Annotated in this window: 25 protein-coding genes; 5 read left to right on the top strand and 20 right to left on the bottom strand. The window is 61.0% G+C overall.

The genetic code is table 11. The features are described 5' to 3' along the window. Nucleotides 1-44: 44 nt before the first annotated feature. Together IE111_RS20765 and IE111_RS20760 are read right to left on the bottom strand one after the other, a co-directional pair. Nucleotides 45-563: an O-acetyl-ADP-ribose deacetylase gene (locus IE111_RS20765; RefSeq protein ID WP_189612446.1), complete on the bottom strand. Its 519-nt coding sequence runs from the start codon at nt 561-563 to the stop codon at nt 45-47. Between the two features lie 70 nt (nt 564-633). Then, complete coding sequence (locus tag IE111_RS20760) at nt 634-1344, bottom strand: hypothetical protein (protein ID WP_189612444.1); 711 nt, start codon at nt 1342-1344, stop codon at nt 634-636. 83 nt (nt 1345-1427) lie between these two features. Between IE111_RS20760 and IE111_RS20755 the strand changes: the two genes are divergently transcribed. Both IE111_RS20755 and IE111_RS20750 read left to right on the top strand, forming a co-directional pair. Then, nucleotides 1428-1742 (top strand): antibiotic biosynthesis monooxygenase family protein, encoded by a 315-nt coding sequence (locus IE111_RS20755; RefSeq protein WP_189612442.1) that lies wholly within the window; start codon nt 1428-1430, stop codon nt 1740-1742. 6 nt (nt 1743-1748) lie between these two features. Next, entirely contained in the window at nt 1749-2654 is a 906-nt protein-coding gene (locus IE111_RS20750; protein WP_189612440.1) for a complex I NDUFA9 subunit family protein, read from the top strand. On the opposite strand, the gene IE111_RS20745 is transcribed toward IE111_RS20750, so the two are convergent. After that, nucleotides 2647-3534, bottom strand: a complete 888-nt coding sequence (locus IE111_RS20745) for a LysR family transcriptional regulator (RefSeq protein WP_189612438.1) — start codon at nt 3532-3534, stop codon at nt 2647-2649. The two genes, IE111_RS20750 and IE111_RS20745, sit on opposite strands and share 8 nt — an antisense overlap. Nucleotides 3535-3640: 106 nt before the next feature. Here IE111_RS20745 and IE111_RS20740 point away from each other — a divergent pair, with 106 nt between their 5' ends. After that, entirely contained in the window at nt 3641-4624 is a 984-nt protein-coding gene (locus IE111_RS20740) for an NAD-dependent epimerase/dehydratase family protein (protein WP_189612436.1), read from the top strand. Nucleotide 4625: 1 nt separating this feature from the next. Here the strand turns inward: IE111_RS20740 and mazG are convergent, their stop codons facing one another. The 3 genes from mazG to cysM all read right to left on the bottom strand — a co-directional run bounded on the left by mazG (nt 4626) and on the right by cysM (nt 8910). Then, nucleotides 4626-5447 carry a nucleoside triphosphate pyrophosphohydrolase gene (mazG, locus tag IE111_RS20735; RefSeq protein ID WP_229805461.1) on the bottom strand — a complete coding sequence of 274 codons (822 nt, stop codon included), beginning with the start codon at nt 5445-5447 and terminating at the stop codon, nt 4626-4628. Nucleotides 5448-5483: 36 nt separating this feature from the next. Continuing rightward, the gene (gene relA, locus IE111_RS20730; protein ID WP_189612434.1) at nt 5484-7730 is read right to left on the bottom strand and encodes a GTP diphosphokinase; all 2247 of its coding nucleotides are present in this window, start codon (nt 7728-7730) and stop codon (nt 5484-5486) included. A 286-nt stretch (nt 7731-8016) separates the two neighbouring features. Beyond that, on the bottom strand, nt 8017-8910 hold the full coding sequence (gene cysM, locus IE111_RS20725) for a cysteine synthase CysM (protein ID WP_189612432.1): 894 nt from the start codon (nt 8908-8910) through the stop codon (nt 8017-8019). Between the two features lie 357 nt (nt 8911-9267). Between cysM and IE111_RS20720 the strand changes: the two genes are divergently transcribed. Then, on the top strand, nt 9268-12132 hold the full coding sequence (locus IE111_RS20720; protein ID WP_189612430.1) for a response regulator: 2865 nt from the start codon (nt 9268-9270) through the stop codon (nt 12130-12132). Between the two features lie 249 nt (nt 12133-12381). On the opposite strand, the gene acpS is transcribed toward IE111_RS20720, so the two are convergent. The 12 genes from acpS to rpoE all read right to left on the bottom strand — a co-directional run bounded on the left by acpS (nt 12382) and on the right by rpoE (nt 22680). Then, nucleotides 12382-12756, bottom strand: coding sequence for a holo-ACP synthase (acpS, locus tag IE111_RS20715; RefSeq protein ID WP_189612411.1), 375 nt, complete (start codon nt 12754-12756; stop codon nt 12382-12384). Between the two features lie 57 nt (nt 12757-12813). Next, a complete protein-coding gene (gene recO / locus IE111_RS20710) occupies nt 12814-13479 on the bottom strand; it encodes a DNA repair protein RecO (protein WP_189612409.1) in 666 nt (221 codons plus the stop codon). Continuing rightward, nucleotides 13476-14387, bottom strand: a complete 912-nt coding sequence (gene era / locus IE111_RS20705) for a GTPase Era (RefSeq protein WP_189612407.1) — start codon at nt 14385-14387, stop codon at nt 13476-13478. Before era ends, recO begins: the two co-directional genes overlap by 4 nt. After that, nucleotides 14384-15067 carry a ribonuclease III gene (rnc, locus tag IE111_RS20700; RefSeq protein WP_189612405.1) on the bottom strand — a complete coding sequence of 228 codons (684 nt, stop codon included), beginning with the start codon at nt 15065-15067 and terminating at the stop codon, nt 14384-14386. The genes era and rnc overlap by 4 nt, the downstream gene beginning before the upstream one ends. 3 nt (nt 15068-15070) lie before the next feature. After that, nucleotides 15071-15436, bottom strand: a complete 366-nt coding sequence (locus tag IE111_RS20695; protein ID WP_189612402.1) for a DUF4845 domain-containing protein — start codon at nt 15434-15436, stop codon at nt 15071-15073. A 98-nt stretch (nt 15437-15534) separates the two neighbouring features. Beyond that, on the bottom strand, nt 15535-16638 hold the full coding sequence (gene lepB / locus IE111_RS20690; RefSeq protein WP_308427567.1) for a signal peptidase I: 1104 nt from the start codon (nt 16636-16638) through the stop codon (nt 15535-15537). Between the two features lie 15 nt (nt 16639-16653). Then, the gene (gene lepA, locus IE111_RS20685) at nt 16654-18456 is read right to left on the bottom strand and encodes a translation elongation factor 4 (protein WP_189612400.1); all 1803 of its coding nucleotides are present in this window, start codon (nt 18454-18456) and stop codon (nt 16654-16656) included. Nucleotides 18457-18584: 128 nt separating this feature from the next. Further along, nucleotides 18585-19973, bottom strand: coding sequence for a DegQ family serine endoprotease (locus IE111_RS20680; RefSeq protein ID WP_189612398.1), 1389 nt, complete (start codon nt 19971-19973; stop codon nt 18585-18587). Between the two features lie 178 nt (nt 19974-20151). Beyond that, entirely contained in the window at nt 20152-20619 is a 468-nt protein-coding gene (locus IE111_RS20675; RefSeq protein ID WP_189612396.1) for a SoxR reducing system RseC family protein, read from the bottom strand. Between the two features lie 32 nt (nt 20620-20651). Further along, nucleotides 20652-21590 carry a MucB/RseB C-terminal domain-containing protein gene (locus tag IE111_RS20670; protein ID WP_189612394.1) on the bottom strand — a complete coding sequence of 313 codons (939 nt, stop codon included), beginning with the start codon at nt 21588-21590 and terminating at the stop codon, nt 20652-20654. Further along, nucleotides 21587-22072 (bottom strand): sigma-E factor negative regulatory protein, encoded by a 486-nt coding sequence (locus IE111_RS20665; protein ID WP_189612392.1) that lies wholly within the window; start codon nt 22070-22072, stop codon nt 21587-21589. The genes IE111_RS20670 and IE111_RS20665 overlap by 4 nt, the downstream gene beginning before the upstream one ends. Nucleotides 22073-22074: 2 nt before the next feature. Next, a complete protein-coding gene (gene rpoE, locus IE111_RS20660; protein WP_189612390.1) occupies nt 22075-22680 on the bottom strand; it encodes an RNA polymerase sigma factor RpoE in 606 nt (201 codons plus the stop codon). 156 nt (nt 22681-22836) lie between these two features. Here rpoE and nadB point away from each other — a divergent pair, with 156 nt between their 5' ends. After that, nucleotides 22837-24438: an L-aspartate oxidase gene (nadB, locus tag IE111_RS20655; protein ID WP_189612388.1), complete on the top strand. Its 1602-nt coding sequence runs from the start codon at nt 22837-22839 to the stop codon at nt 24436-24438. Here the strand turns inward: nadB and IE111_RS20650 are convergent. Both IE111_RS20650 and IE111_RS20645 read right to left on the bottom strand, forming a co-directional pair. Beyond that, the gene (locus IE111_RS20650) at nt 24413-24835 is read right to left on the bottom strand and encodes a protein YgfX (RefSeq protein WP_189612386.1); all 423 of its coding nucleotides are present in this window, start codon (nt 24833-24835) and stop codon (nt 24413-24415) included. The genes nadB and IE111_RS20650 overlap by 26 nt on opposite strands. After that, nucleotides 24819-25085 carry an FAD assembly factor SdhE gene (locus tag IE111_RS20645; RefSeq protein WP_444544505.1) on the bottom strand — a complete coding sequence of 89 codons (267 nt, stop codon included), beginning with the start codon at nt 25083-25085 and terminating at the stop codon, nt 24819-24821. The genes IE111_RS20650 and IE111_RS20645 overlap by 17 nt, the downstream gene beginning before the upstream one ends. Between the last annotated feature and the right edge of the window lie 14 nt (nt 25086-25099).

Raw genomic sequence — 25099 nt, 5'->3', positions numbered from 1 at the left:
GGCTGAGTCGACCCGGGAGTCCGCGTCCGCCGGGCCAGTGGTTATCAGTGTTCCGCCTGGTTCAGGATATCCTGGTATAGCGCCAGGTCCTGCTCGGAAAAGCAACAAAAGACCGCCCGCTCGATGGAGGGGCACGCACTGAGCATCTTGCGCACGGTGTCGATCGCGATGCGGGCCGCCTGATCGGCCGGATAGCCGTAGACGCCGGTGCTGATGCCGGGAAAGGCGATGCTGGCCGCGCCAACCCGTTCCACTTCCTCCATCGATCGGCGATAGCAGGCCGCCAATTGCTCGGCTTCGCCCCGATCCCCACCGTGCCAGACCGGTCCAACGGTGTGGATAACCCAACGGGCGGGCAGTTGATAGCCTTGGGTGACCTTGGCATCGCCGGTATCGCAGCCGTTCAGGGTGCGACATTCCTTCAACAGTTCGGGGCCGGCGGCCCGGTGAATGGCCCCGTCGACGCCACCGCCCCCAAGCAGCGAGGTGTTGGCGGCGTTGACGATGGCATCGACGTCGAGGGTGGTGATATCAGCTTGTTGGGCGATCAGGGTCGCGGTCATATCGATTCCCTCCCGTGATCTATTGGTGTAGCGCCAGACTAGACGTTCAAAACCGGATTGCCAAAGGGCACTACCCCCCGAACTCGTAACCCAGGAGAAAGGCTATGGCCGTATTGGGCACATCCACCTCACCGCGATAGACCGGCAGCCGGGTTTTGGCGTGCATCAGCTTGAGCTCGGCGACCAGGCCATTACGCGGGCTCAGCGCCCAGTGCTTTTGCACCGCCCCTTGCAAGGCATAACCGCCGAAAAAATAACGGTCGTCCAGAAAACCCGGTATCTCGCCGAACTTGTCGGGGTCGGCCAGTTGGGGATCGCCGTTTTCGTCATAAATGTAGATGTCGGGGTGAGCCAGGATGGTGCCCACCCCCAACCGGGCCCGCAGGTCGTGGTTCGGCAGTGGATGGCTCAGATTGAACAGAAACAGATTGAATCCGTGGGTGACCTCGAAGTGTTCCAGTTGGGGCGGCAGATCTTCGTCCGGAACATGCAGTTTCTGATGCAGCAACTCGACTTCCCATCGCCATTGACGGGGCTCATAGCTCCAACCCAGCTTGAAGGAATAGAACGGAGGCAGCTTCAGTCCGCGGCTTTCGAAATCGGCCTCGAAGGTGATGGGCTCGTAATGAGCATCCTCGTCCGGCTCGATGGTGATGGTCTCGGTGGCATTAAGGGCATTGCCGTAAGACAGACTGACATATGGATCCGCATTCGCGGTCGCGACCCATCCGCCTGCGGCGACCAGCACACACCGGGCGATGGTGATTAATCTCGTGAACATGGGCATTCCGATTTACTTTGGGCGTCAATCAACTACGTTGCAGTCCAAGTGTAGTGGCGAAACGTTAACAAAAGGATACCGTCATGGGCAGAATCGTCATCGTAGCTTACCGGCCGAAACCCGGAAAGTCGGCCGAGTTGCAAGCTCTGGCCAAAACCCACCTGAGCATTCTCAAGGCCGAGCAGTTGGTCACTGACCGGGATTCCATTCTTATGCGAGCCGAAGACGGCACGGTTGTCGAAGTCTTCGAGTGGCGTTCCCGGGAGGACATCGACCGCGCACACAACAACCCGGTGATACAGCAAATGTGGCGGGACTACGCCGAAGTCTGCGATTACATCCCGATCGCGCAGGTCCCGGAAGCCTCGGGGTTGTTCTCGGAATTTGCTCCGCTTTAAACGCGTATGAAACCTCAATGGATCACTGTCTTCGGCGGCACCGGTTTTCTGGGACGTCGAATCGTACGCGCGCTGCTGGATGCCGGCTATCCTGTACGCATCGCCGCCCGGCACCCGACTCCACCGCCAGGTATCGACGATCGCGCGGTTTCGGTCGAGTGGGTTCGGGCGGATCTGCACGATGCGGCTTCAGTCGGGAAGGCACTGGACGATGCCCGGGGTGTCGTCAACGCGGTCAGCCTCTACGTTGAATCCGGTGGCCGAAACACCTTCGAAGCGGTACATGTGGACGGCGCGGAACGGCTGGCCGAGACGGCACGGGAGCGCGGCATTGAACGTCTGGTACACATATCCGGCATCGGCGTCGATACCGAATCCGATTCGACCTATGTCCGTGCCCGGGCGCGGGGGGAAAACCGGGTCTGGGCGGTTTTTCCTCAGGCGACAATTCTGCGACCCAGTGTGTTGTTCGGACCGGAGGACGCCTTGCTCACCGCATTGTCCCGCATCACCCTGATGCCTGTCATTCCGCTGTTCGGCGCCGGCAATACACGCCTCCAACCTGTCTACGTCGAGGATGTGGCCCGGGCCGTCCACCAGGCCATGGCTCGGGATGATGCCCGAGGGCAGATATTCGAACTGGGCGGTGGAACACTGTACCGATACCGGGAACTGGTGCGGATGGTGTTGCGCCATCATGGCCGGCGCCGGCTCCTGGTACCGGTACCCTTCCTGGTCTGGCGTGGTCTGGCGAGCCTGGCGTCGCTGTTGCCCGGGGCGCCCCTGACGCGGGACCAGGTTATCCTGATGGAACAGGACAATCGGGTTGGCGACGATGCCCGGGGCTTTGAATCGCTGGGTATAGAGCCGCGCTCGGTCGAGGACCTGCTGGAGGCATGCCTGGCTAGCTGACCCAGGGTTTCAGGCTCTCGGCCAAGTGATCGTACAACAGCCGAACACGATGCACGGATCTCAGGTCTTCATGCATCACCAACCACATTTCCAGATCGAAATGAAACGCTTCCGACAGTACCGGGCACAGGTCCGGAGTCTGTCGGGCGATCCGGCTCTGCATACCACCGATCCCCAGTCCGGCCCGAACAGCCGCCATCTGCGCCGCATTGCTGTCCGAACGAAAGGAAAACACGTCGCGGTCAAGCGGAATGCCGAGCGAACGAATCGCGCGGTAGGCGGTTTCATCCCGATCGAAGCCGATCAGGGTATGGCGGCGTAAGTCCTCCATGGTGCACGGCTCGCCCATCCGGGCCAGATAATGCCGGTGCGCGAACAGCCCGACCGGTACCTGGCCGATGCGCTTGGCCACCAGGGCTTCCTGTACCGGTCGAACCATCCGGATCGCGATGTCGGCCTCGCGCACCAGCAGATTGTTCACCTGGTCCGAGGTGGCCAGTTCCACCGTGATGCCCGGATAGGATTGTCGAAACGGCACCAACAACCCCGGGACGATCTCGCTGCCCACCACTTCGCTGGCCGTGATCCGCACCGTCCCTTCCGGTATTTGGCTCGTGCCCGAGGCTTCTCTGACCAAAGCCGCGGCGGCCGTCTCCATGGCCTCGGCGTGCGGCACCAGGGCCAGGGCGGCTTCGGTTGGCGTCAGTCCGTTGCGGTGGCGGCTGAACAGAGCGGTCCCAAGAGCGGACTCCAACGCATCAATGTGTCGGCCGACAGTCGGCTGGGTCAGACCGATCCGTCGGGCGGCGGCCGACAGGCTGCCTTCGCGTACCACAGCCAGCAATGAGCGGTACAAATCCCAGGTGTGAGACGAATCCATACTTTTTTGAATACTAACCATGCAGATTTAGGCAATTTCCATTAAAAAAATAATAGCACATCCTGTACGACATCGAAGGCACTCAATGCACAGAGGAGTAAAGAAGATGACAGGTACCGCTCTGATTCTCGGCATAACCGGCAGCGTGGGACAGGCCACAGCCTGGGCACTGAAACAACACGGCTGGCATTTGCGCGCCCTGCACCGCGATCCCGACTCCGTCAAGCCAACGCTGTCCGGGCTTGGCGACGTCGATTGGCGGCGCGGTGACGCCATGAGTGCCGCGGACATCACGGCCGCCGCCGATGGTTGCGACCTGTTGCTGCATGCCGTGAACCCACCGGGTTACCGCAACTGGCGCGGTCTGGCCCTACCCATGCTGCGGAACAGCATCGCCGCAGCCAAAGCCAGCAGCGCCACTATCATGTTGCCGGGCAATGTCTACAATTTCGGACCGGACGCTTGGCCCGTTGTGAAAGAAGACGCCCCGCAGCATCCGATCAGTCGCAAAGGCCAGGTTCGGGTGGAGATGGAAGCACTACTGGAAGAGGCCGCCCGGGAAGGCTGCCGCAGTATCTTGCTAAGGGCAGGCGACTTCTTCGGCCCCGGCGCCGGCAGTTCCTGGTTCGACAATGCCCTGGTCAAGCCGGGCCGACGCCTGCGTTCGGTCACCTACCCCGGTCGTTACGATGCCGGGCATTGCTGGGCCTACCTGCCGGATCTGGCCGAGACCTTCGCCCGCCTGGCCGATCGACGCGATGAGCTGCCCGCATTCGCGCGTTTTCACTTCGGCGGTCACTATCTGGCACCGGGGGTCGAGATAGCCGACGCTATCCGTCGGGTCGCCGGCGAACCCCAGGCTTCGCTCAAAGCGTTTCCATGGTGGATGATCCGTGCCCTGGGGCCGTTCAACGAGTTGTTTCGGGAATTGGTGGAGATGCGATATCTGTGGGACAACAGCCTGAAGCTGGACAACTCCGAATTGGTGGCTTTTCTCGGTGAGGAACCGCACACCCCTCTGCACCAGGCGCTGGAACAGTCACTGGCGGCTTTGAATTGTTTACCGGAACGCAGCCAAACGGCAGCCTGAATCAGTGACCCCGTTGCTTGGCCTCGTTCCAGAAGGCATCGAGTTCGTCCAGGGAGAACCGCTCCCAGTCGCCACCGGCCTCGTTCACCCGCCCCTCGACCAGACCGAAGCGTCGCTCGAATTTTCGGGCGGCGCCGCGCAAGGCCTGTTCCGGGTCCACTTTCAGTCGTCGGGACAGGTTGGCCATGACGAACAGCAGGTCGCCCAGTTCCTCTTCGATGTGGTCGGCATCGGCGGATTCGACGGCTTCACGCAGTTCGCCGAGCTCTTCCTCGATTTTTTCGAAAATACCGTCGGTGTCCGGCCAGTCGAAGCCGACCCGCGCGGCGCGTTTTTGCAGTTTGCCCGCGCGCAACAGTCCGGGCAGCGTCTTCGGCACATCGTCCAGTAAGTGGCTGGCTTTGTCCTTGTCGGCCTTTTCCCGGTCTTTCAACTGGTCCCACTGACGATTGACGGCATCGGTCTCGGGGCGACGCTCCGGGTCGACCCGGCTGTCCAGGGTACCGTCGGGGAAAACATGGGGGTGGCGGTAGAGCAGTTTGGCGACCAGGTCGTGAACCACGTCGTCCAGATCGAATCGGGCTTCCTCATGTGCGATCTGGGCGTAGAAGACCACCTGAAACACCAGATCACCCAGTTCCTCACGCAGATGCTCGTAGTCGCCGCGCTCGATGGTGTCGATGACCTCGTACACCTCTTCCAGGGTGTGCGGCACAATGCTGTCGTAACTTTGCTTGATGTCCCAGGGGCAACCGGTTTCGGGGTCGCGCAGGCGTTGCATCAGCGTCTTCAGGTCGTCAAAGCCGTAACGTCGTTCGCTCACAGTCTGTCTTCCGGGCAGGACGGGGCCGGTGTCCGTTCATTGGGCGCGATGATGCACCCGACGCACGTCGGCCACGTTGGAAATTTTCGACAGCTGGGCCATCACCTTGCCCAGGGAGTCGATGTCTTCAATCTCGATGGTCAGGCGCATATCGGCCTGACTCTCGTCCTTGTTCGACAAGGTGTTCACCGAGGTCACGTTGATGTTGCTGTTGGCCATGATCATCATAATGTCGCGCAACAATCCGGTCCGGTCGTAGGCCAGGATGTTGAGATCGACCGGGTAGGTGCGGCGGGTCTGGCCGCCCCAACTGACTTCGATGATGCGTTCCGGCTCCTTGCTCTTCAATTGCAGCAGGTTGACGCAATCCTGGCGGTGAATGGACACGCCCCGGCCAATGGTGATGAAACCGACCACCGGATCGCCCGGCACCGGCTTACAGCAGTTGGCGATGGTTGTCATCATGTTGCCCACGCCATGAATCACCAGCTCGGTGCTGCTCGGCTTGTGTTCGGTCGCTTCGGAAACCTGAATCTCGTCCGGTTGCTGGGGGTTGATCATGGCCTCGGCCGAGTGCACCACCTGCATCAGGCGCAGATCGCCGGCGCCGATGGCCGCGTACATGTCGTCGGCCTGGGTGAAATTGACCCGCTGGGCCAGTTCGTTCATGTCCAGTTTGGGCAGATTGAAGCGCTGCAGTTCCCGCATCAACAGGGATTTTCCCTCGGCGACGTTTTCGGTCCGGTCCAGCGATTTGAACCAGTGGCGGATCTTTGCCCGGGCCCGGGAACTGTGGACATAGCCGAGATCGGGATTCAACCAGTCCCGACTCGGGCTGGGTTCACGGCCAGTCAGAACCGACACCTGGTCGCCGATCTTCAACTGGTGGTTCAACGGCACAATGCGTCCGTTGACCTTGGCGCCCCGGCAGCGATGACCGATGTCGGTGTGGATCTTGTAGGCGAAATCGATCGGCGTGGCACCCTTGGCCAGGTCGACGACATGGCCTTCGGGTGTCAGTACATAGATGCGGTCGCTGGCGACATCCGCCCCCAGTTCCTCGACCATTTCGTCGATGCCACCGAGTTCGTCGTGCCATTCGAGCACCTGGCGCAACCAGTTGACCTTTTCTTCGTAGCCGCGCGAGTGGGTATTGCCCTTGGCGTCGGTGCCTTTGTACACCCAGTGGGCGCAGACGCCGAGCTCGGCGTCTTCGTGCATGGTGTGAGTGCGGATCTGCACCTCAACCACCTTGCCTTCCGGACCGATCACGGCGGTGTGCAGGGAGCGATAACCGTTCGGCTTGGGTGAGGCGATGTAGTCGTCGAATTCACGCGGTATGTGGCGCCACAGCGAATGCACGATACCGAGCACGGTGTAGCAGTCGCGCACGTCAGGCACCAGCACCCGAAAGGCGCGGATGTCATAGACCTGGCTGAAGCTGATGCTCTTGCGCTTCATCTTCCGCCAGATCGAGTAGATGTGTTTGGCCCGCCCCTGAATCTCGGCCTTGATGCCGGCCTTGTTGACCTCTTCCTGGAGGATGTTCTGGACATTTTCGATGTAGTGCTGCCGGTCGAGACGTCGCTCATCCAGCAGTTTGGCGATTTTTTTGTAGTCCTGCGGTTCCAGGTAGCGGAAGGACAGGTCTTCCAGTTCCCATTTCAACTGGCCGACACCCAACCGGTGGGCGAGCGGGGCGTAAATGTCCGACACTTCGCGCGCGACCTTGTATTTGCGCGCGGCCGGGGCGTTCTTGACCGCCCGGATGGCGATGGTCCGTTCGGCCAGTTTGATCAGGGCGACACGCACGTCGTCGATCATGCTCACCAGCATTTTACGCACGGCTTCGCCCTGGGTTTCGTTCTGGCCCAGTACGGAGGTCCGGGTGGACTTGTGTTTGGTGTGAATGGCGGCCATGCGCAGCACGCCTTCGATCAGGTTGGCCACCTGGGGGCCGAACTGGTCGCGAACGGTATCCAGCGGCAGTTCTTCCTCGCGCACGGTGCGATAGAGGATGGCGGCAATGATGGCTTCCTGGTCGAGTTTCAGATCGGCGAGGATTTCGGCCATCTCAAGGCCGGTGCGATAGGCGGACTCACCTTCGCCCCAGTGGTTCTTGGGGTGCTCGGCCTCAGCCTCGGCGACGCGGGCGATGCGACAGGCATGCACCAGCTCTTCGCGGTCGATGAGGGGAACCTTGTATTCGATTCGACCCAACCAGGATTCAAGGTCGACGGTGCCGTCGCTGAATACCGGTTGATCTTCCCGTACCTTTACCATGCACTTCTCTTTTTATTCTGGCGCCAAAGATCCTGCCAGGGATACTCAAGGTGCCAGGAACCCGTGTCGGATGGCGGGGGTGGTCCGGAGGGTCGCCGTGTATACATCCATGTAGGCTTGGTCTCGACGTCCTGGCTCGGACATCCCTCCAGACCACCCCCGCCACCCGACACTGTTATGTCGCGGTTAATTGGCCGCTGAACAGGGTGACTCTGAAACAATGCGGCAACATAGCCAGCCGGCTCCGGATTCGCAAGTCCGAAAAGGATAGTTCAGCTTGCCTGGTTCAGCCGGGGAAAACACCGGTCGACAGGTAGCGGTCGCCGCGGTCACAGACAATTGCGACAATCACGGCGTTTTCAACCTCCTGGCTCAAACGCAGAGCCCCGGCGACGGCACCACCCGAAGAGACACCGGCGAAGATGCCTTCCTCTTTCGCCAGTTGTCGCATCGTGCGCTCGGCTTCGTCCTGCTCCATATCGATCACGCGATCGACCCGGCTGACATCGAAGATCTCGGGCAGGTAGGCTTCCGGCCAGCGGCGGATGCCGGGGATCTGCGAGCCTTCGGTCGGTTGCAGTCCAACGATCTGGACGGCCGGGTTTTGCTCCTTCAGGTACCGGGAAACGCCCATAATGGTGCCGGTGGTGCCCATGGATGAAACAAAATGGGTCACCGTGCCTTCGGTATCCCGCCAGATCTCCGGGCCCGTGGTCTCGTAGTGCGCCAGTGGATTGTCGGGGTTGGCGAACTGATCGAGCACCCGGCCCTTGCCTTCGCTTTGCATGCGAAGTGCCAGGTCGCGTGCGTACTCCATGCCCTGTTCCTGGGTAACGCTGATGATCTCTGCGCCATAGGCGCGCATACTGGCGCGGCGCTCTTCACTGAGGTTGGCGGGCATGATCAGGATCATCTTGTAGCCCTTGATGGCGGCGGCCATGGCGAGTGCGATGCCGGTGTTGCCACTGGTGGCTTCGATCAGTGTATCACCGGGCTTGATCTCGCCACGCTGTTCGGCATGCTGAATCATGCTCAGCGCCGGCCGGTCCTTGACCGAACCGGCGGGGTTGTTGCCTTCCAGCTTGAGCAAAATGGTGTTGCTGCTGCCCGCGCCCATACGCTGCAGGCGCACCAGGGGCGTGTTGCCGACGCAGTCTTCGATCGTGGGGAAAGACGGCATGCTGGATCTCCGAATTGATGAACCCCCTATGATAGTGGTTTAGTAGCTCGAAACGTAATAACCAGTTCGATTAATGCCCCGGTTTTTGACTATAGAAGTCGAGTTGCTGGGTGCCAAAACCCGCGCCGGCTGCCGGGTATGCCTATTCGGGGTCGCCGTGAACCCATCCATGGGGGCTTGACGGCCGCCATCCAGGCGGCCGACATCCCCGAATAGGCATACCCGGCATCCGTCGCTAGCCATCCGTAAACTTCGTTCGATGAATTCGAGAAAGCTGAAGAGTACGAAGCCCGGTTTCCAATTGACCGTGCCGAGCGGCGCGATTACAGTTCCTTTACGACATTTCCGGCAAGATCTATGAATTCCTCAGGCCTGCAAAATCGCATCATTTTCATCGCTTTGGCACCGGTACTGGTGTTCGGTCTCGTGTTTACGGCCTGGTACACCTACCAGGATCTGTCGCAGCAGAATCAGGCGTTCTCCGGGCGCACCCAGACCGCTGTGCAACGGTTGGCCGATGGTCTGGCGATGCCGCTGCAGGAGGGCGACACCGAACTGGTTCAGGCCCTGCTGCGTCGTGCCCTGGGTGAGCGGGATGCGCGGTCGGTCCGGTTGTTCGATCCGTTCGGCAGCGAGTGGCTGCATTCGGGGCCGACCATGGTCGGGCCGGCCTATCCGCACGCCATTCAGGACACGACGCGCCTGACGCTGTACGAGTCGGGCGAGACGTACCGCTACCTCATTCCGATCTATCCGCCTTCCGACCTGCAATTGCGCATGAGCACGTCGCCGCCTTCGGGGTGGCTCGAGGTCGAATTCGATTACGCCAACACCCAGGTCGCGCATTATCGCACCATCCTGATCAACAGCCTGATGCTGGTGCTGGGGATGCTCGCCGTGGCCGGGCTTGCGGTCTGGCTAAGCCGGGAGATCAGCCAGCCGGTACGCAACATGATCGAGACCGTCGACGCCATTCGCGAGGGCAATCTGGATGCCCGGGTCGATCTCAAGGCCAGCGGTGAGTTGCACGACTTGGAGGTGGGCATCAATTCCATGGCGGAGACGCTGAAGGAAGCCTACGAGGACATGCAGAACAGCGTCGAGCAGGCCACCCAGGATTTGCGCGAAACATTGGAGACGATCGAGATCCAGAACATCGAACTGGATATGGCCCGGCGCGAAGCGCAGCAGGCCAACCAGGTGAAGACCGAGTTCCTGGCCAACATGAGCCACGAGATTCGCACCCCCCTGAACGGCATCATCGGTTTCGCGCGGCTGCTTGATAAATCGAACCTAACGCGCAAGCAGGAAGACTATGTCGCCACCATTCTGTCGTCCTCCCAGGGTCTGCTGACCATCATCAACGACGTGCTCGATTTCTGTAAGATCGAAGCCGGCAAACTGATGCTCGACAACCGCAGCACCAACCTGCGCGAGACCATCGAGGATGTCCTGGTCATGCTGGCGCCGGCGTCCCAGGCGAAGAACCTGGAGGTGGTGTCGCTGTACTACTCCGATGTACCGGAGCAGTTGATCACGGATCCGCTTCGGCTGAAGCAGGTGCTGACCAATCTGGTCAACAACGCCATCAAGTTCACCCCCGAGGGCAGCATCGTGGTGCGAACCATGATCGAGCAGGCCCAGGGCAACAAGGTGATGGTTCGCATCAGCGTCACCGACACCGGCATCGGCCTGTCCAAAGCCGAGCAGAAAGCCCTGTTCCACGCCTTCTCGCAGGCGGATTCCTCCACGGCGCGCGAATTCGGCGGCACCGGCCTGGGTCTGGTAATATCCAAGCGCTTGGTCGAGCAGATGGGCGGCGACATCGGGCTGGAGAGCGTTAAAAACGAGGGCTCGACCTTCTGGTTCAACGTCAAGGCCGAGATCGCGCCGGCGATCCAACAACCGCCCAAGCGGACCGATCTGCAGGGTCATACAATGGCCGTGGTCGAGCCGCGGGAGATGTCCCGCCTGGCGCTGCGCCACCAGGCCGAAAACTGGGGCATTCACTGCCTGGAACAACAGGATCTGGACGAACTGCTGTCCCATTTGCAGGACCCGGAAGCCGAGCGCGTCGATCTCGCGCTGATCGATGTGGCCGGATTCGCCGACGACGAGCAGTTGTATCGCAAGATTCTCAAGATCGAGCGCGAATTGAATTGCCCCACCCTGGTATTGGCCTCGACGCACGAGGACGACATCAGTTACAAGCTGCTAGAACAGGGGGCCCAACACTACCTGTCCAAACCGGTGCGTACCCAGCAGTTGTACCAGACTCTGGTATCGATGCTGAATCCGTACAGCGGTGGCACCAGTCCCGAAGACGCCCCCCTGATGCTCGGTTCGGTCCGTAATGCCATACGGGTACTGGCGGTGGACGACAATGCCGCCAACCTGAAACTGATTGTGACCTTGTTGGAGTCCATGGGCGTTCTGGTCGATGGTGTACCCAGTGGCGAGGATGCGATCACCGCCATTCAGCAGACCCGCTACGACCTGGTATTCATGGACATCCAGATGCCGGGTATGGACGGCATCGAAGCGACCCAGCGCATGCGCCGCCTGGAACCGGCGCATCAACGCATGCCGATCATCGCGCTGACCGCACACGCCCTGGCCGAGGAACGCCAGTCGATGCTCGACAGCGGCATGGACGACTACTTGACCAAGCCGGTGGATGAAGACCAGTTGCAGCGCACCCTGTTCAAGTGGACCGGCGCCACCCTGCAGCAAGACGGGCAATCGCCGGAAGCGGCGTTCGCGCACGAGGAAACTCCGGATACGCTGGACATCGAGGACCTGCAACGCTTGCCGGTGGTGGATCTGGTCTCAGGCCTGGAAAAGGCCAGCGGCAAGCTCGGACTGGCACGCGACATGTTCGCCATGTTGATGGACACCCTGGAAAACGACCAGAGTCAGATCAACGCGCTCTATCAGCAAGGCGACTACAAGGCATTGCTGGAGCAGGTGCATCGACTCCACGGCGCTACCCATTACTGCGGCGTACCGCGCATCCAGCAGACCGCCCGTCATACGGAATCCCTATTGAAACAGGGGCACTATGCGGTACTCGAGGACGCCCTCTTCCTGTTGAATGAGGAGATCACCGAGGTGGTTCGCTGGCACGAAGAGAACGACCGGGACCAGGCGTTTGATCAGGCGGTGAAGGTGTATGCCTATCAGGTGCAGCAGAAGTCCGGGAAGAAGGTGACGACGGGGTGATGCAGGGTGGACACCGTGGCTGGGTTCGCCCCTGAGGCGGGGGTAACCCTCCCTGGGGTCGCGCGGGATGCCGCCCACTCAACCCGTCCATGGGGGCTTGACGGCCGCCATCCTGGCGGCCCACATCCCCTGGGAGGGCTACCCCCGCCCCAGGGGCTTGATATCGCACCAAGAACCAGCTCCTTCTCCCTCTGGGCGGTCCGACGCTTCGGGAGGAACAACCATACTTTCACAGCCTACATACGCATTCTATGAGATCAATGCGAAGGCGACGACGTAGTGGTGTTCGTCGGCCAGACTCAACAATACTTTCTGAGCGCCGGCCATGCCCAGCCGCTCCTCGGCCCGGTCGGTCAATACGACCTCGGGTGCGCCCTGGGCATTGGGCAGAATTTCGATGCAATGGAAGGTGACGCCGTCGGCGATGCCGCATCCCAGCGCCTTGGCCACAGCCTCCTTGCCGGCGAACCGATTGGCAAGAAATTTGACGGGGCGGTTGCGGCGTTGATATTCATCGCGTTCGGCCGGGGTCAATATCCGGTTCAAAAAGCGGTCACCCTGACGCTCGAGTACCCGGGCAATCCGTTCGATCTCGACAATGTCCGTTCCAATCCCCTGGGCCATTCGCCCTACTCCTCTAACGGTTGAGTTTCGTTGTTTGTCCGGTGTCTCACGAAGTTCCTAAAACACCCAATCCCGACTCACCAAGCGCCGCCCTTCCAACAAATGTTCAATTCGCGCCCTATGCACCCGCTCTCCCCATTTTAATGCATCCGTTGCCTGCCAATCATTCTCCGCCATAGCAAGAATAGACGCTCCCTCTATATCGCGGTCCCGACCCAGGCTGCAGAAGCCGAGTGCGGGGTCGAAGCGGTAGCTTTGACCGGGCTGGATCCAGTCGCCACTGTCCATGGCCTGGCGGTAATCGATACCGAAGCCACAACTCTCGAGCAAGCGCCGTTCGAAGAAGCGCAGGGCGGCGGTGCGGCGCGCGGGGTCGGTCAGGGACAGCAGAGTGCTGGCGTAGGCGCCGAAAAAGGGTTCGTCACTCTGGTGGCGCGGCAGCAGGCGGACAATGAGTTCGTTGAGGTGGAGGCCAAGCAGCAGGGCCTGTCCCTCTTTCAGCTGGGCGGGCTCGGTGTAGCGCCAGTCGTCGAGCCGTTTGAGCTCGGAGCGACCGGAATGGCGGATTTTAAGCAAGCGAAAGGTTTCAGGCTTGGGGTCCCGACCGATGGCGGTGAAACGTCCTTCGGTCGGGGTGAGCAGTTCGAGCAACCAGTGATGTTCGCGAAACGGCCGGGCGTGCAGCACGAAGGCGGGCAAGACCGGCGCGCGATGGGGCTTCATGATTCGTCGAGGTAGCCCAGGCTTTTCAGTGCGCGTTCGTCGTCGGCCCAGCCGCCTTTGACCTTGACCCAGAGATTGAGCATGACGCGGGCGTCGAACAGGCTTTCCATGTCGACCCGGGCGTCGTGGCCGACTTTCTTGATGCGGGTGCCCTTGTCGCCGATGACAATTTTCTTCTGCCCCTGGCGTTCGACCAGTATCAGACCGTGAATGTGCAGAACACCGTCTTCGAACTGGAATTGTTCGATCTCGACGGCCATTGAATACGGCAATTCCGCGCCCAACTGGCGCATCAGTTTCTCGCGGATCAACTCGGCCGCCATGAAGCGTTCGGTGCGGTCGGTGATCTGCTCTTCCGGGAAGTGGAAGGGGCTGACCGGCAGGCGACTGACGATGCTCTGGGTGAGAGCGTCCAGGTTTTTACCGCGCAACGCGGACATGGGCACGACCTCGGCGAAGGCGAATTGCTTGGCGAGGGTGTCGATGTGCGGCAGCAGGGCGTTCTTGTCGTCCAACTGGTCGACCTTGTTGATCGCCAGGATGACCGGCGCTTTCACTTTCTTGATCTTGTCCAGCACCCACTGGTCCTCATCGGTCCAGACGGTGCGGTCGACCACCAGAATGACGGCGTCGACGTCGGACAGGGCCGAATCGGCGGCACGGTTCATGTGGCGGTTGATGGCCCGCTCTTCCTGACGATGCATGCCGGGCGTGTCGACGAAGACGATCTGGTTGTCCCCTTCGGTATGAATGCCCATCACCTGATGCCGCGTGGTTTGCGGTTTGCGCGAGGTGATGGATATCTTTTGCCCCAGGATGTGGTTCATCAGGGTCGATTTGCCCACATTGGGGCGCCCGACGATGGCGACGAAGCCACAATGGGTGTTGATGTCGTAGTGCTGATTCACTTGAGTTTCTCTCCGAGAGCTTTGAGGGCGGCGCGGGCCGCTTCCTGCTCGGCAATGCGTCGGCTGTTGCCTTCGCCGACGGTGGCTTGATCGAGGCCGGCGACCTCGCAATCCACGATGAAGTTCTGGTCGTGTGCCTCGCCGTTGACTTCGCGTACGTTGTACACCGGCAAGGGCGCTTTGCGCGACTGCAGAAATTCCTGCAGCCGGGTCTTGGAATCCTTGATGTTGTCGCTCAGGTTGATGTCGGACAGGCGCGGTTCGTACCAACGGATGATGACGTTCTGCGCGTCCGCCATGGAGCTGTCCAGGCTGATGGCGCCAATAACCGCCTCGACGGCATCGGCGAGAATGCTGTCGCGCCGGAAACCGCCGCTTTTCAACTCGCCGCTGCCCAGTCGCAGGCATTCGCCCAGCTCGAACTCGCGCGCCAGCTCGGCCAGGGTCTCGCCCTTGACCAGATGGGCCCGCAACCGGGACAACTGCCCTTCCCGTGCCTTGGGGAAACGGGAGAACAGCTGCTGGGCGATGGTGCAGTTCAAGATGGCATCGCCCAGGAATTCCAGGCGTTCGTTGTTGCGTCGCGAATGACTGCGATGCGTCAGCGCCTGGATCAGCAGTTCTTCATTGGAGAACCGGTAACCCAGACGCCCGTAGAGGCGATCGATGGCTAATGACACTGATTACAATCCGTACTCTTCGTGAAAGCTCAGCACGACATCCACATTGCCGAAGATGTGAATGCGTTTTTCATAGTCCAGCACCACCTTGGGGTCGTTCGAACGTGTCTCGAAGGACAAATCCTTGCGCAAGTCCAACTCGATATTGTTGATGTTCAGGTTCTTGTTGAGCCGATCCCGAAACTCGGACTCGGAAAATTCGGAACCCGCCATATCGGTAACGGCACGATCGATCATCTGATCGAGTGTGAACTGGTCGTAGTAGGGGCCGGCCAGTTTAACCACCAGCAAGCCGAAGAAAACGACCAGAAAGAGTAAAAAAGCCAGACTCCACAGCGACATGCCGCGTTCGCGACCGGGTGTGCGCATCGATTTTCATCCTATTCGGCAAGGTGATACCCGACGCTGTCGGGCTATCACCGGGTTTACAGACAAAACATCAGGCCATTTTGCCCACTGCGGCGGCGTTACTCAATCCCACCCAGGCGCGAGAAGCTGGGATACCAGCCCTCCCAGTGCATCCAGATGCCGACAGCTTCGCCCAGAATGGCGTTTTCATCGACGAACCCCCAGGCGTTCTCGCCGTTGTTGCCGTAGTCGCCCTGCTGGATGCGGCGCTGGCCCTCCCAGTAACGGGAGTCGTGGCTCGAATCACGGTTGTCGCCCATGACGAAATAATGCCCCTGCGGCACGACCACGCCCGCCGGCGGCAGCCATTCATGCGGATGCCGATTGGGGCCGGTCTGGTTCAGGTAGATCGAATGGTCGAGGCTGTTCAGGTGCTCGGTGTAGCGCAGGTAATTGCCCTCTTCGTCCGACACCCGGCCTTCGAACTCATGCTCGACCACTTCGCCGTTGATGCGCAGGATGCGCCGACCATAGTCGTACTGGATGCGATCGCCGGGCAGGCCGATTACACGCTTGATGAAGTTCTTGTCGGGTTCATGCGGTGGCCGAAAAACGATGATATCGCCCCGCTCCGGCTGATTGACCGGAATGACGACATCATTGGTTACCGGCATACGGATGCCGTAGGTGAACCGGTTGACCAGAATGAAATCGCCGATTTCGAGCGTCGGCTTCATCGACCCGGAGGGGATCTGGAACGGCTCGAACAGAAAGCTGCGCAGCACGAACACCAGCAACAACACCGGGAAGAAAGACCGGCTGTTTTCGATCAGACCCGGCTCGGTGTTCAGTTGGGCGGCGGTTTCCTCGAAGTTGTCGATGCTGCCCTGGGCCGCCTTGAGCACTCGCTGGCGATAGGGCCGCAGCACCAGGACATCGGCCAGATAGATCAGGCCGGTGACCCCGGTGGCGACCACCAGCAGAAGCGCGAAATCGAAACTCTGACGGATGGTCTGCCAGATCAACAACGCCAGCATCGCCAGCAGAACGTACCCCAGGCCGCGTTCCTGAATGCTGGGCGAGAACAGAGCCTGCAACTGGGACTCGTCCCACTCGGCCTGGTCGGCCGCCGTTGACAGGCGCTTGTGCTCGCGGGCGAAAATCAGCATCGCCAAGGCAGCGGTCAGTGCCAGGCAGGCCCAGAAGATTACAATCACATTCATCCGTCGGAATTCCTTTTAACTATCCACTTTCAAGATGGCGAGGAAGGCATCCTGGGGAATCGATACCGATCCCACCTGTTTCATGCGCTTCTTGCCCTCTTTCTGACGCTGCAACAGCTTTTTCTTACGGCTGACATCACCGCCGTAGCACTTGGCGGTCACGTTCTTGCGCAAGGCCTTAACGGTCGTGCGGGCCACCACCTGATTGCCGATAGCCGCCTGAACGGCCACATCGAACTGTTGGCGGGGGATCAGTTCTTTCATTTTTTCACACAGCAGGCGTCCGCGGCGCTGGACATGGTCGCGGTGCATGATCACCGCCAAGGCGTCGACCCGGTCGCCGTTGACCAGGATGTCCAGGCGGGTCAGGTTGGACGCCTCGAAGCGGTCGAAGGCGAAATCCAGCGAGGCGAAGCCGCGCGAGGCGGATTTCAACCGATCGAAAAAGTCCATGACGATCTCCGCCATCGGCAGTTCGTAGACCAGCGAGACCTGACCGCCGGTGAACTGCATGTCTTTCTGCACGCCACGCTTCTCGACGCACAGGGTGATGACATTGCCGACGTGTTCCTGGGGCACCAGGATGGTGGCATGCACAATCGGCTCGCGGAATTCCTCGATGTTATTGATGGCCGGCAGCTTGGACGGGTTGTCCACCATGACCACTTCGCCGTCCGTCTTCATGATCTCGTAGACCACGGTCGGGGCTGTGGTGATCAGGTCCAGGTCGTACTCGCGCTCCAGGCGCTCCTGCACGATTTCCATGTGCAGCATGCCCAAAAAGCCGCAACGGAAACCGAAACCCAGCGCATCCGAGCTCTCCGGTTCGTAGAACAGGGACGCATCGTTCAGGCTGAGCTTGTCCAGGGCGTCGCGGAAATCGCCGTAGTCGTCGGCCGAGACCGGGAACAAACCGGCGTACACCTGAGGTTTGACCTTCTGGAAGCCGGGAACCATGGGCACGTCCGGCGTCGTGGCCAGGGTAATGGTATCGCCTACCGGGGCTCCTCGGATTTCCTTGATCGAGGCGCAGATGAAGCCGACCTCGCCCGCCTTCAGCACGGTCTTGTCGGTCATCTTGGGGTTGAAAATCCCCAGCCGGTCGACCACGTGCTGACGACCGGTGCTCTTGATCAGAATCTTGTCGCCCTTGTTCAACGTGCCCTGACGGACGCGGACCAGCGAGACCACACCCAGGTAGTTGTCGAACCAGGAATCGATGATCAGCGCCTGCAGGTCGGCCTCGAGATCGCCTTCCGGCGGCGGGATGCGCTCTATCAACTGCTCGAGGATGTCCTCGATACCCAGACCGCTCTTGGCCGAAGCCCGCACGGCGTCGTGCGCCTCCAGACCGATGATTTCCTCGATTTCCTGAATCACCCGGTCCGGTTCGGCCTGGGGCAGGTCCATCTTGTTCAGCACCGGCAGGACTTCGAGGCCCTGTTCGATCGCCGTATAACAGTTGGCGACGGACTGGGCTTCGACGCCCTGACCGGCGTCCACAACCAGCAAGGCCCCTTCGCACGCGTACAGCGAACGGGACACCTCGTAGGAAAAGTCGACATGGCCCGGGGTGTCGATGAAATTCAACTGGTACACCTTGCCATCCCGCGCCTTGTAGTCGAGCGTCACGCTTTGGGCCTTGATGGTGATGCCACGCTCCCGCTCCAGGTCCATCGAGTCGAGAACCTGTTCGGCCATCTCGCGGTCCGTCAACCCGCCGCAAACCTGGATGAACCGGTCCGCCAGTGTGGATTTACCATGGTCGATGTGGGCGATGATGGAAAAGTTGCGAATATGGGAGAGATCGCTGCTCACAGAAGCTAACACTCGGCTAAAAATGGGGTCGCGAGTTTATACTATTTGGGCGGGGAAAACCACGCGACCCCGGGTGGGGTTCGGCGATCCCGGCCTGTAAGCGGGGATCGCCGGATGGGATGCGGACGTTACTCGGAGTCCGTGGGGATCGCCAGATAGACGATGTTGTTGCCGCGCAGGATGCGCACCGCCACAGCACCGTTTTCCGGCAATTGGCCCACCAACCGGTCGAAATCCTCTTTGCTGCGGACGAACTCCCCGGCCAGCATGGTGATGACGTCACCGCTGCGCAGCCCGGCCTCCTGAGCCGGCCCTTCGAAGACCTGTTCGACCAGAACGCCGTCCCGGTTTTCGACATCCTGAACGATGATGTTGAACGGATTGTCGGTGGTCTGTGCCGGTCCGCCGGACGCCAGTTGCTCTTCGTCCAGGGTACCGATGGTCACCTCCAGCTCGACTTCCTCGCCGTCACGAACAACGACCACCTCCGCGCTGGAGCCGGGACGAACCTGACCAACCAGCGGCGGCAGATCGGAATAGCGGCGCACCGATTGTCCATTGAATTCAACAATAACGTCATCGGCCTGGATGCCGGCTTCAGCCGCCGGGCTGCCCTCGAACACCCGGGCGATCAGCGCACCTTCGGGACGATCCAGCCCCAGCGATTCGGCCAGTTCGCGGTTTTCATTAAACGGCGGGTACATTTCGACGCCGAGCCAGCCACGCTGGACCTCACCGGTTTCCTTCAACTGATCGGCCACGTCCATGGCGATGTTGATCGGGATGGCGAAGGACAAGCCCATGAAACCGCCGGAACGGGTGTAGATCTGGGCGTTGATGCCAACGACCTCACCATCCAGGTTGAACAGGGGGCCACCGGAGTTGCCCGGGTTGATGGCCACGTCGGTCTGGATGAAGGGCACATAGCGCTCGATGCCTCCCAGGGCGCGCCCCTTGGCGCTGACGATGCCGGCGGTGACCGAGTACTCGAAGTCGAACGGCGATCCGATGGCCAACACCCACTCGCCGACGGCCAGGTCGTCGCTGTCGCCCATGGTGACTGCGGGCAACCCATCGGCTTCCACCTTCAACAGAGCGACATCGGTCTGCGCATCGGAGCCCATGATCTCTGCTTTGTACTCGGTGCCGTCGGTCAGCGTCACGGACACTTCGTCCGCGCCTTCGACCACGTGGTTGTTGGTCAGGATGTAGCCGTCTTCGGAGATGATGAAACCGGAGCCCAACCCTTCGCGAGGCCGCGGGTTAGGCTGTTGGAAATTCGGGTTATTGGGCAATTGATCGCCGAAGAAGTAGCGAAAGATCTCCGGCACCTGTTGTTGTTCACCGCGAGCAACGGTCGTTGTCGTGGTGATCTTGACCACGGACGGCGACAGATCTTTCACCAGTCCGGTGAAGTCGGGCAGCGATTCCGCCGTGGCCTGACCAGCCACCAGAAAAACCACCGCCAACAAGAGCTTCAGCGTGGATCCGGTCACCTTGGAAGTCCGATGTAACATAGAAATACGTCTCCTATCCGTTCCGTTCGACGAGGTACGAACGGATATTAGGACACAAGCGATGAATGCAAGCGGGCGAGACGGGTCGTTTTACACCCCATTTACTCCGCTGCGCGGGGCCTTGACGCGAGGCTGTACGCGTCCTGACGAAAGCCGGGCAACAGCGCCGGAATCGATCTCAGCCGGCACGTACGATGAGCGAGTCCCCGCCCGGCCGGCTTTCCAGAATGCGGGGGATCCAGCGATCGTCGGCTCGGCGGAAGCGACGGCGTGTCACACCGAATGCCAGGCCGCCGCCGACCAAAGCGGCGCCCAGTTGCACCGGTTCCGGCCAGCCGAGGGCGGCCCCGCCGAGTAACGCGAAAAAAGCACTGGCCAGGGGCCACAGGTACATCCAGACGGCGGCGAGCGAGACGGTGTCTTCCTCGATACCGAGTGTGACGGCATCGCCCGGTTTAAGCGAGCCGTCATGGGGAATGCGGAAGTGGTTTTTGGCGGCCTGGCGATCGGCATCGCCCCAGTCGCTCAGCGCGGCCTGGCCGCAGCCCTGCTTGGCCTTGCAACTCTGGCAGGCGCTGGTCTGGACCACGGCCACAACGACCTGGCCGGCTTCGACCTGAACCACGATGCCTTCTTCTCGAACCAAGGATGCGGCCACTCTGTGAAGGGTTGAAGGCGTTATTGTACCCGCTGGACCGAGCTCAGCAAACGGCGCGCCGTCTCCACCGGAATCTCACCGATCACGGTCACCATCAGGTCACCCTGCTGTTGCATCACGGCATGGGTCGCGCCCATGCGTGCCTGACTGTCCATGGGATCCTCGTCCATGGCCGGCTCGACGAATACCGAGAACGTGGCCAGTCCATCGCTGTAGACCCGCTTTTCCATCCAGCCGTCGGACCCGGTATGCCGCTCGGTCATTTCCAGTTCGAACATGGGCGGCAACCAACCGGGTTCGGTCACAAATCCGCCGGCATCCGGTTGCTCCGGCTCGGAACGGTACTGCGTCTGCTGACGCACCTGGGCCTTGGCCAGGCTCGGCTGCAAAGCCTGATCACTGACCGGCTCACCGATGGTCAGTCGGGTGTAGCGGAACTGTTCCAACACGGTACCGTCCTGGCCGCGAATTTCGGACTGCAACAGCAAACCGGTGGCCTTATCCAGCCAGAGCTTGTGCTGATAACGCCAATCGTCAGCGCTGAGCGACACCACCCGGGCATCGCGACCGGCCACCCGGGCCTCGCCCATGGCCATGGCCCGATAGGATTTCGCGATGCGCTCGAGCTGCATCGGCCCCATCTGCGAGAATGGCGCGGCCGGAATGGCCCGATCGACCAGGTCTTCCGAGCCTTTCGGGTAGTAACAGACCACGCGATCGCCTTCGCGTAACACCTCGATCATGCTGCCATCGAGTTGTTGCAACAGCTCCACCGCTTCGCCGTCTCGGGTCGCGTGGGCGATCGAAAACACGCTTGTTTCGTCGCCACGGCGATGCAGGTATTCCCCCTGATAACTCATGTCCCGGATGGCCGAACGCATTTCGTTGAGCCACTGCCACTCCATGGCGAAAGCCGGCATCGACATCAGGCAGACGATCACCAAAAGCAGACGTTTCATTCGCTGGCTTCCCACTGCAAGTTGGATGGCACCACCGCATGACCGCTGCTGTAGGAGGCGGCTTCGGCATGCTGGCGCAGATAGGAATTCAAACGCTGCTGGGCCTCGAATCGGGCCTGGGCGGCGTCCACATCCTGAATCCCGGCCACCTGGGTGTCCGGCTGTTGCGGTGTCTCCCAGCGGGCACCGATCACCACGACCACCGCCACGCCGGCCGCGACGGCCATTTGACTGAGGCGTTTGGCCAGGGACCGACGCGGTGCGGGCGGCTCAACGTGATCCCCGGCAGAGTCGTCCAACCGCTGCCGGCCCACATCCACCACGACGTCGCCGGCCATGGCGGCCTGCACCTGGGAAAGCCGATGCCAGTCGTCCAGCAGCTCGGGGTTCTTGTCGAGCGCTTTCATCAACCTCTGGATATCGACCTCGCTGGCCTCTCCATCCAGGAAGGCGGAAAAACTCTCATTGACGCGATCGTTCATGTTCACCTCACGGGATCGGATGCCGCCTGTCGGGCAGGAGCGGTCATCAGGCTGTTCAGGTCTTTCTCGATGGCATCGCGCGCCCTGAAAATGCGCGATCGTACGGTGCCGATGGGTGTGTCCATGATGTGGGCGATGTCTTCGTAACTCAGCCCCTCGAATTCCCTCAGCGTGACCGCCACCCGCAAATCCTCGGGCATGCGATCAAGCGATTGTTTCAGGCCTTTCTCCAATTGCTCACGCGCCAGAATCCGGTCCGGTGACGCAATATCGGTCAGCGCCTGGGGCGTAGCCAGGCCGGTCTCGTCCAATTCCACGCTGTTGCCACTCGGACGCCGACCGTTGGCGTCCAGATAATTGTTCGCGCAGTTGATCGCGATCCGGTACAGCCAGGTGTAAAAGGCACTGTCACCGCGAAAGGCCGGCAAGGCTCGATAGGCCTTGATAAACGCCTCCTGGACGATGTCCGGTACGGCATCGCTGTCGCGCAGGTAGCGCGTGACGACGGTGGCGACCCGGTGTTGATACTTGAGGACCAATAGATCAAAGGCTCGCTTCTCGCCCTTTTGGGCTTTATCCACCAGCCGCTGATCGGCATCGTTGGCCATAGAGGCGCTCTCCACGGGTTACTTGTTGCGATACAGCCTCTGACTGTCGCGGTCGCAAAAAGTTCAGTCCATTTTCGCGCCGGATTACTGAAAGCCCGGGTCGATTCGATATACTGCCGTCTCTTTTACGATAATTCCAACGGAGTGAGTCCCGCCATGCCGTCTCGACTGTCCGCCGATGTCCTGGTGATCGGAACCGGTGCCGCCGGCCTGACCCTGGCGCTCAGCCTGCCCCGCCATCTGAACATCTACCTGATCTGCAAGGGCAAACTCGGTTCCGGCTCCACGGCCTGGGCACAGGGCGGTGTCGCCGGTGTGCTGGACCAGGTGGATTCGGTCGACGACCACGTCAGCGATACGCTGACGGCGGGTGGCGGCCTGTGCGAACCCAAGGCCGTGCGCCATACCGTAGAGCGCTCCACAGCCGCCATCCAGTGGCTGATCGACCAGGGCGTCCCCTTCACCCACGAAGACGGTTCCGATGTCGACTATCACCTGACCCGTGAAGGCGGCCACAGCCATCGTCGCATCATTCATGCCGCCGACGCCACGGGCCGGGCCATCTCCGAGACCCTGGTCGAGCGCGTCCAGCAACGCGCCAACATCCATGTACTGGAAGACCATGTCGCGGTCGACCTGATCACCCGGCGCAAGGCGCTGCCGGGTCAGGACGACCCCAATCGGTGCCTGGGCGCCTATGTGCTGGATAAAAGCAGGGACCGGGTCATCACCGTCGGCGCCCGAGCGACCGTGCTGGCCAGTGGCGGCGCGAGCAAGGTCTACCTGTTCACCAGCAACCCCGACGGTGCCACCGGTGACGGCATCGCCATGGCCTGGCGCGCCGGCTGCCGTGTCGTCAACATGGAGTTCAACCAGTTCCATCCGACCTGCCTGTATCACCCCAAGGCCAAGTCGTTTCTGATTTCAGAAGCCGTGCGTGGCGAAGGCGGCCGGCTCATTCTGCCCGACGGCCAACGCTTCATGCCCCGCTTCGACGACCGCGGGGAACTGGCCCCGCGCGACGTCGTCGCCCGGGCCATCGACCACGAAATGAAACGCCTCGGGGCCGACCATCTCTACCTCGACATCAGCCACAAGCCGGCCGATTTCATCCGCAATCACTTTCCGACCATCTACGAGCGCTGCCTGAGTTACGGCATCGACATGACGCGCGAACCGATTCCGGTCGTTCCCGCCGCCCACTACACCTGTGGCGGCATCCGCACCGACGTTCAGGCCCGCACCGACCTGGATGGCCTCTACGCCGCCGGCGAATGCGCCTACACCGGCCTGCACGGCGCCAACCGCCTCGCTTCGAATTCACTGCTGGAGTGCATCGTCTACGCCCAGGCTGCGGCGGAACACATCCTGAGCGAAGCCCTGCCCGAGCCGGATGCGGATCGTCTGCCGTTGTGGGACGAGTCACGGGTGTCGGATTCGGATGAAAAAGTGGTCATCAGCCACAACTGGGACGAGATCCGTCGCTTTATGTGGGACTACGTCGGCATCGTGCGCACGGACAAACGTCTGGAGCGGGCGCGCCGTCGGGTTCAGTTGCTCAAGCAGGAGATCCAGGAGTACTACGCCAACTTCCGCATCACGGCGGATTTGCTGGAGTTGCGCAATCTGGCGGTCGTGGCCGAACTGATTATCGAGTCGGCTCTGTCGCGTAAGGAAAGCCGGGGCCTGCACTACACCTTAACCTACCCCACGCAACAGGAAACCGCCGAAATCACGGTGCTTTCACCGTTGAATTGACCCGGTAGGCGGCATTCAATGCCCGCCAACTGGCATCGGTCACGGTATCGCGCCAGATCATCTGGTCGTGACGCTCCCGGGTTTCGGATAAGAGTTCAAGTCGGATATACAGGACGTTACGGCGGCCGCGCCCGGTCCATTGGTATGGCTCCGGATCGGTGAGATCGGGCTCGGTATAGAGGATGACGCGCTCACCGTGCCAGCGCAGGTAGCGCGCCGGTGCTTCCAGACGGTGAACATGCCAGAGCACGTACAGTGTGACCGCCCAGGCGGACACCAGCCAGAGCGGTTCGACACCGGCAAACCAGCCAAACAGGCCCAGCAACACGACAGGGCCGAACGTCACCACCGCGGACAGGCGCGACGGTGTCAGGCGGCATTCAATCGGGCTGAACACGGTCCAGTATTTTACGCACCATGTAAGCGAGTTCCGGGTCTTCCGGCGTCGCTTTTTCCAGGAACCAGTTGAACAGGTCCTGGTCTTCGCTGTCGATCAGGCGATGGTAAATGCGTTGATCGTCTTCACTGAGGGTCGGGTACACCTTTTCGGTATAGGGCACCAGCAAGACATCCAACTCGAGCATGCCCCGGCGGCTGTGCCACCAGAGACGACGGCGCTCTCGCGCCTGTTCTTCTGTCAATTCCACGGGATACTGTCCAC

Origin of the sequence: Saccharospirillum salsuginis, from assembly GCF_014651855.1 — a bacterium.
Lineage (GTDB): Bacteria > Pseudomonadota > Gammaproteobacteria > Pseudomonadales > Natronospirillaceae > Saccharospirillum > Saccharospirillum salsuginis.
Note: the sequence above shows the minus strand (reverse complement) of the source record. Positions and strands in the feature narration are given on the sequence as shown.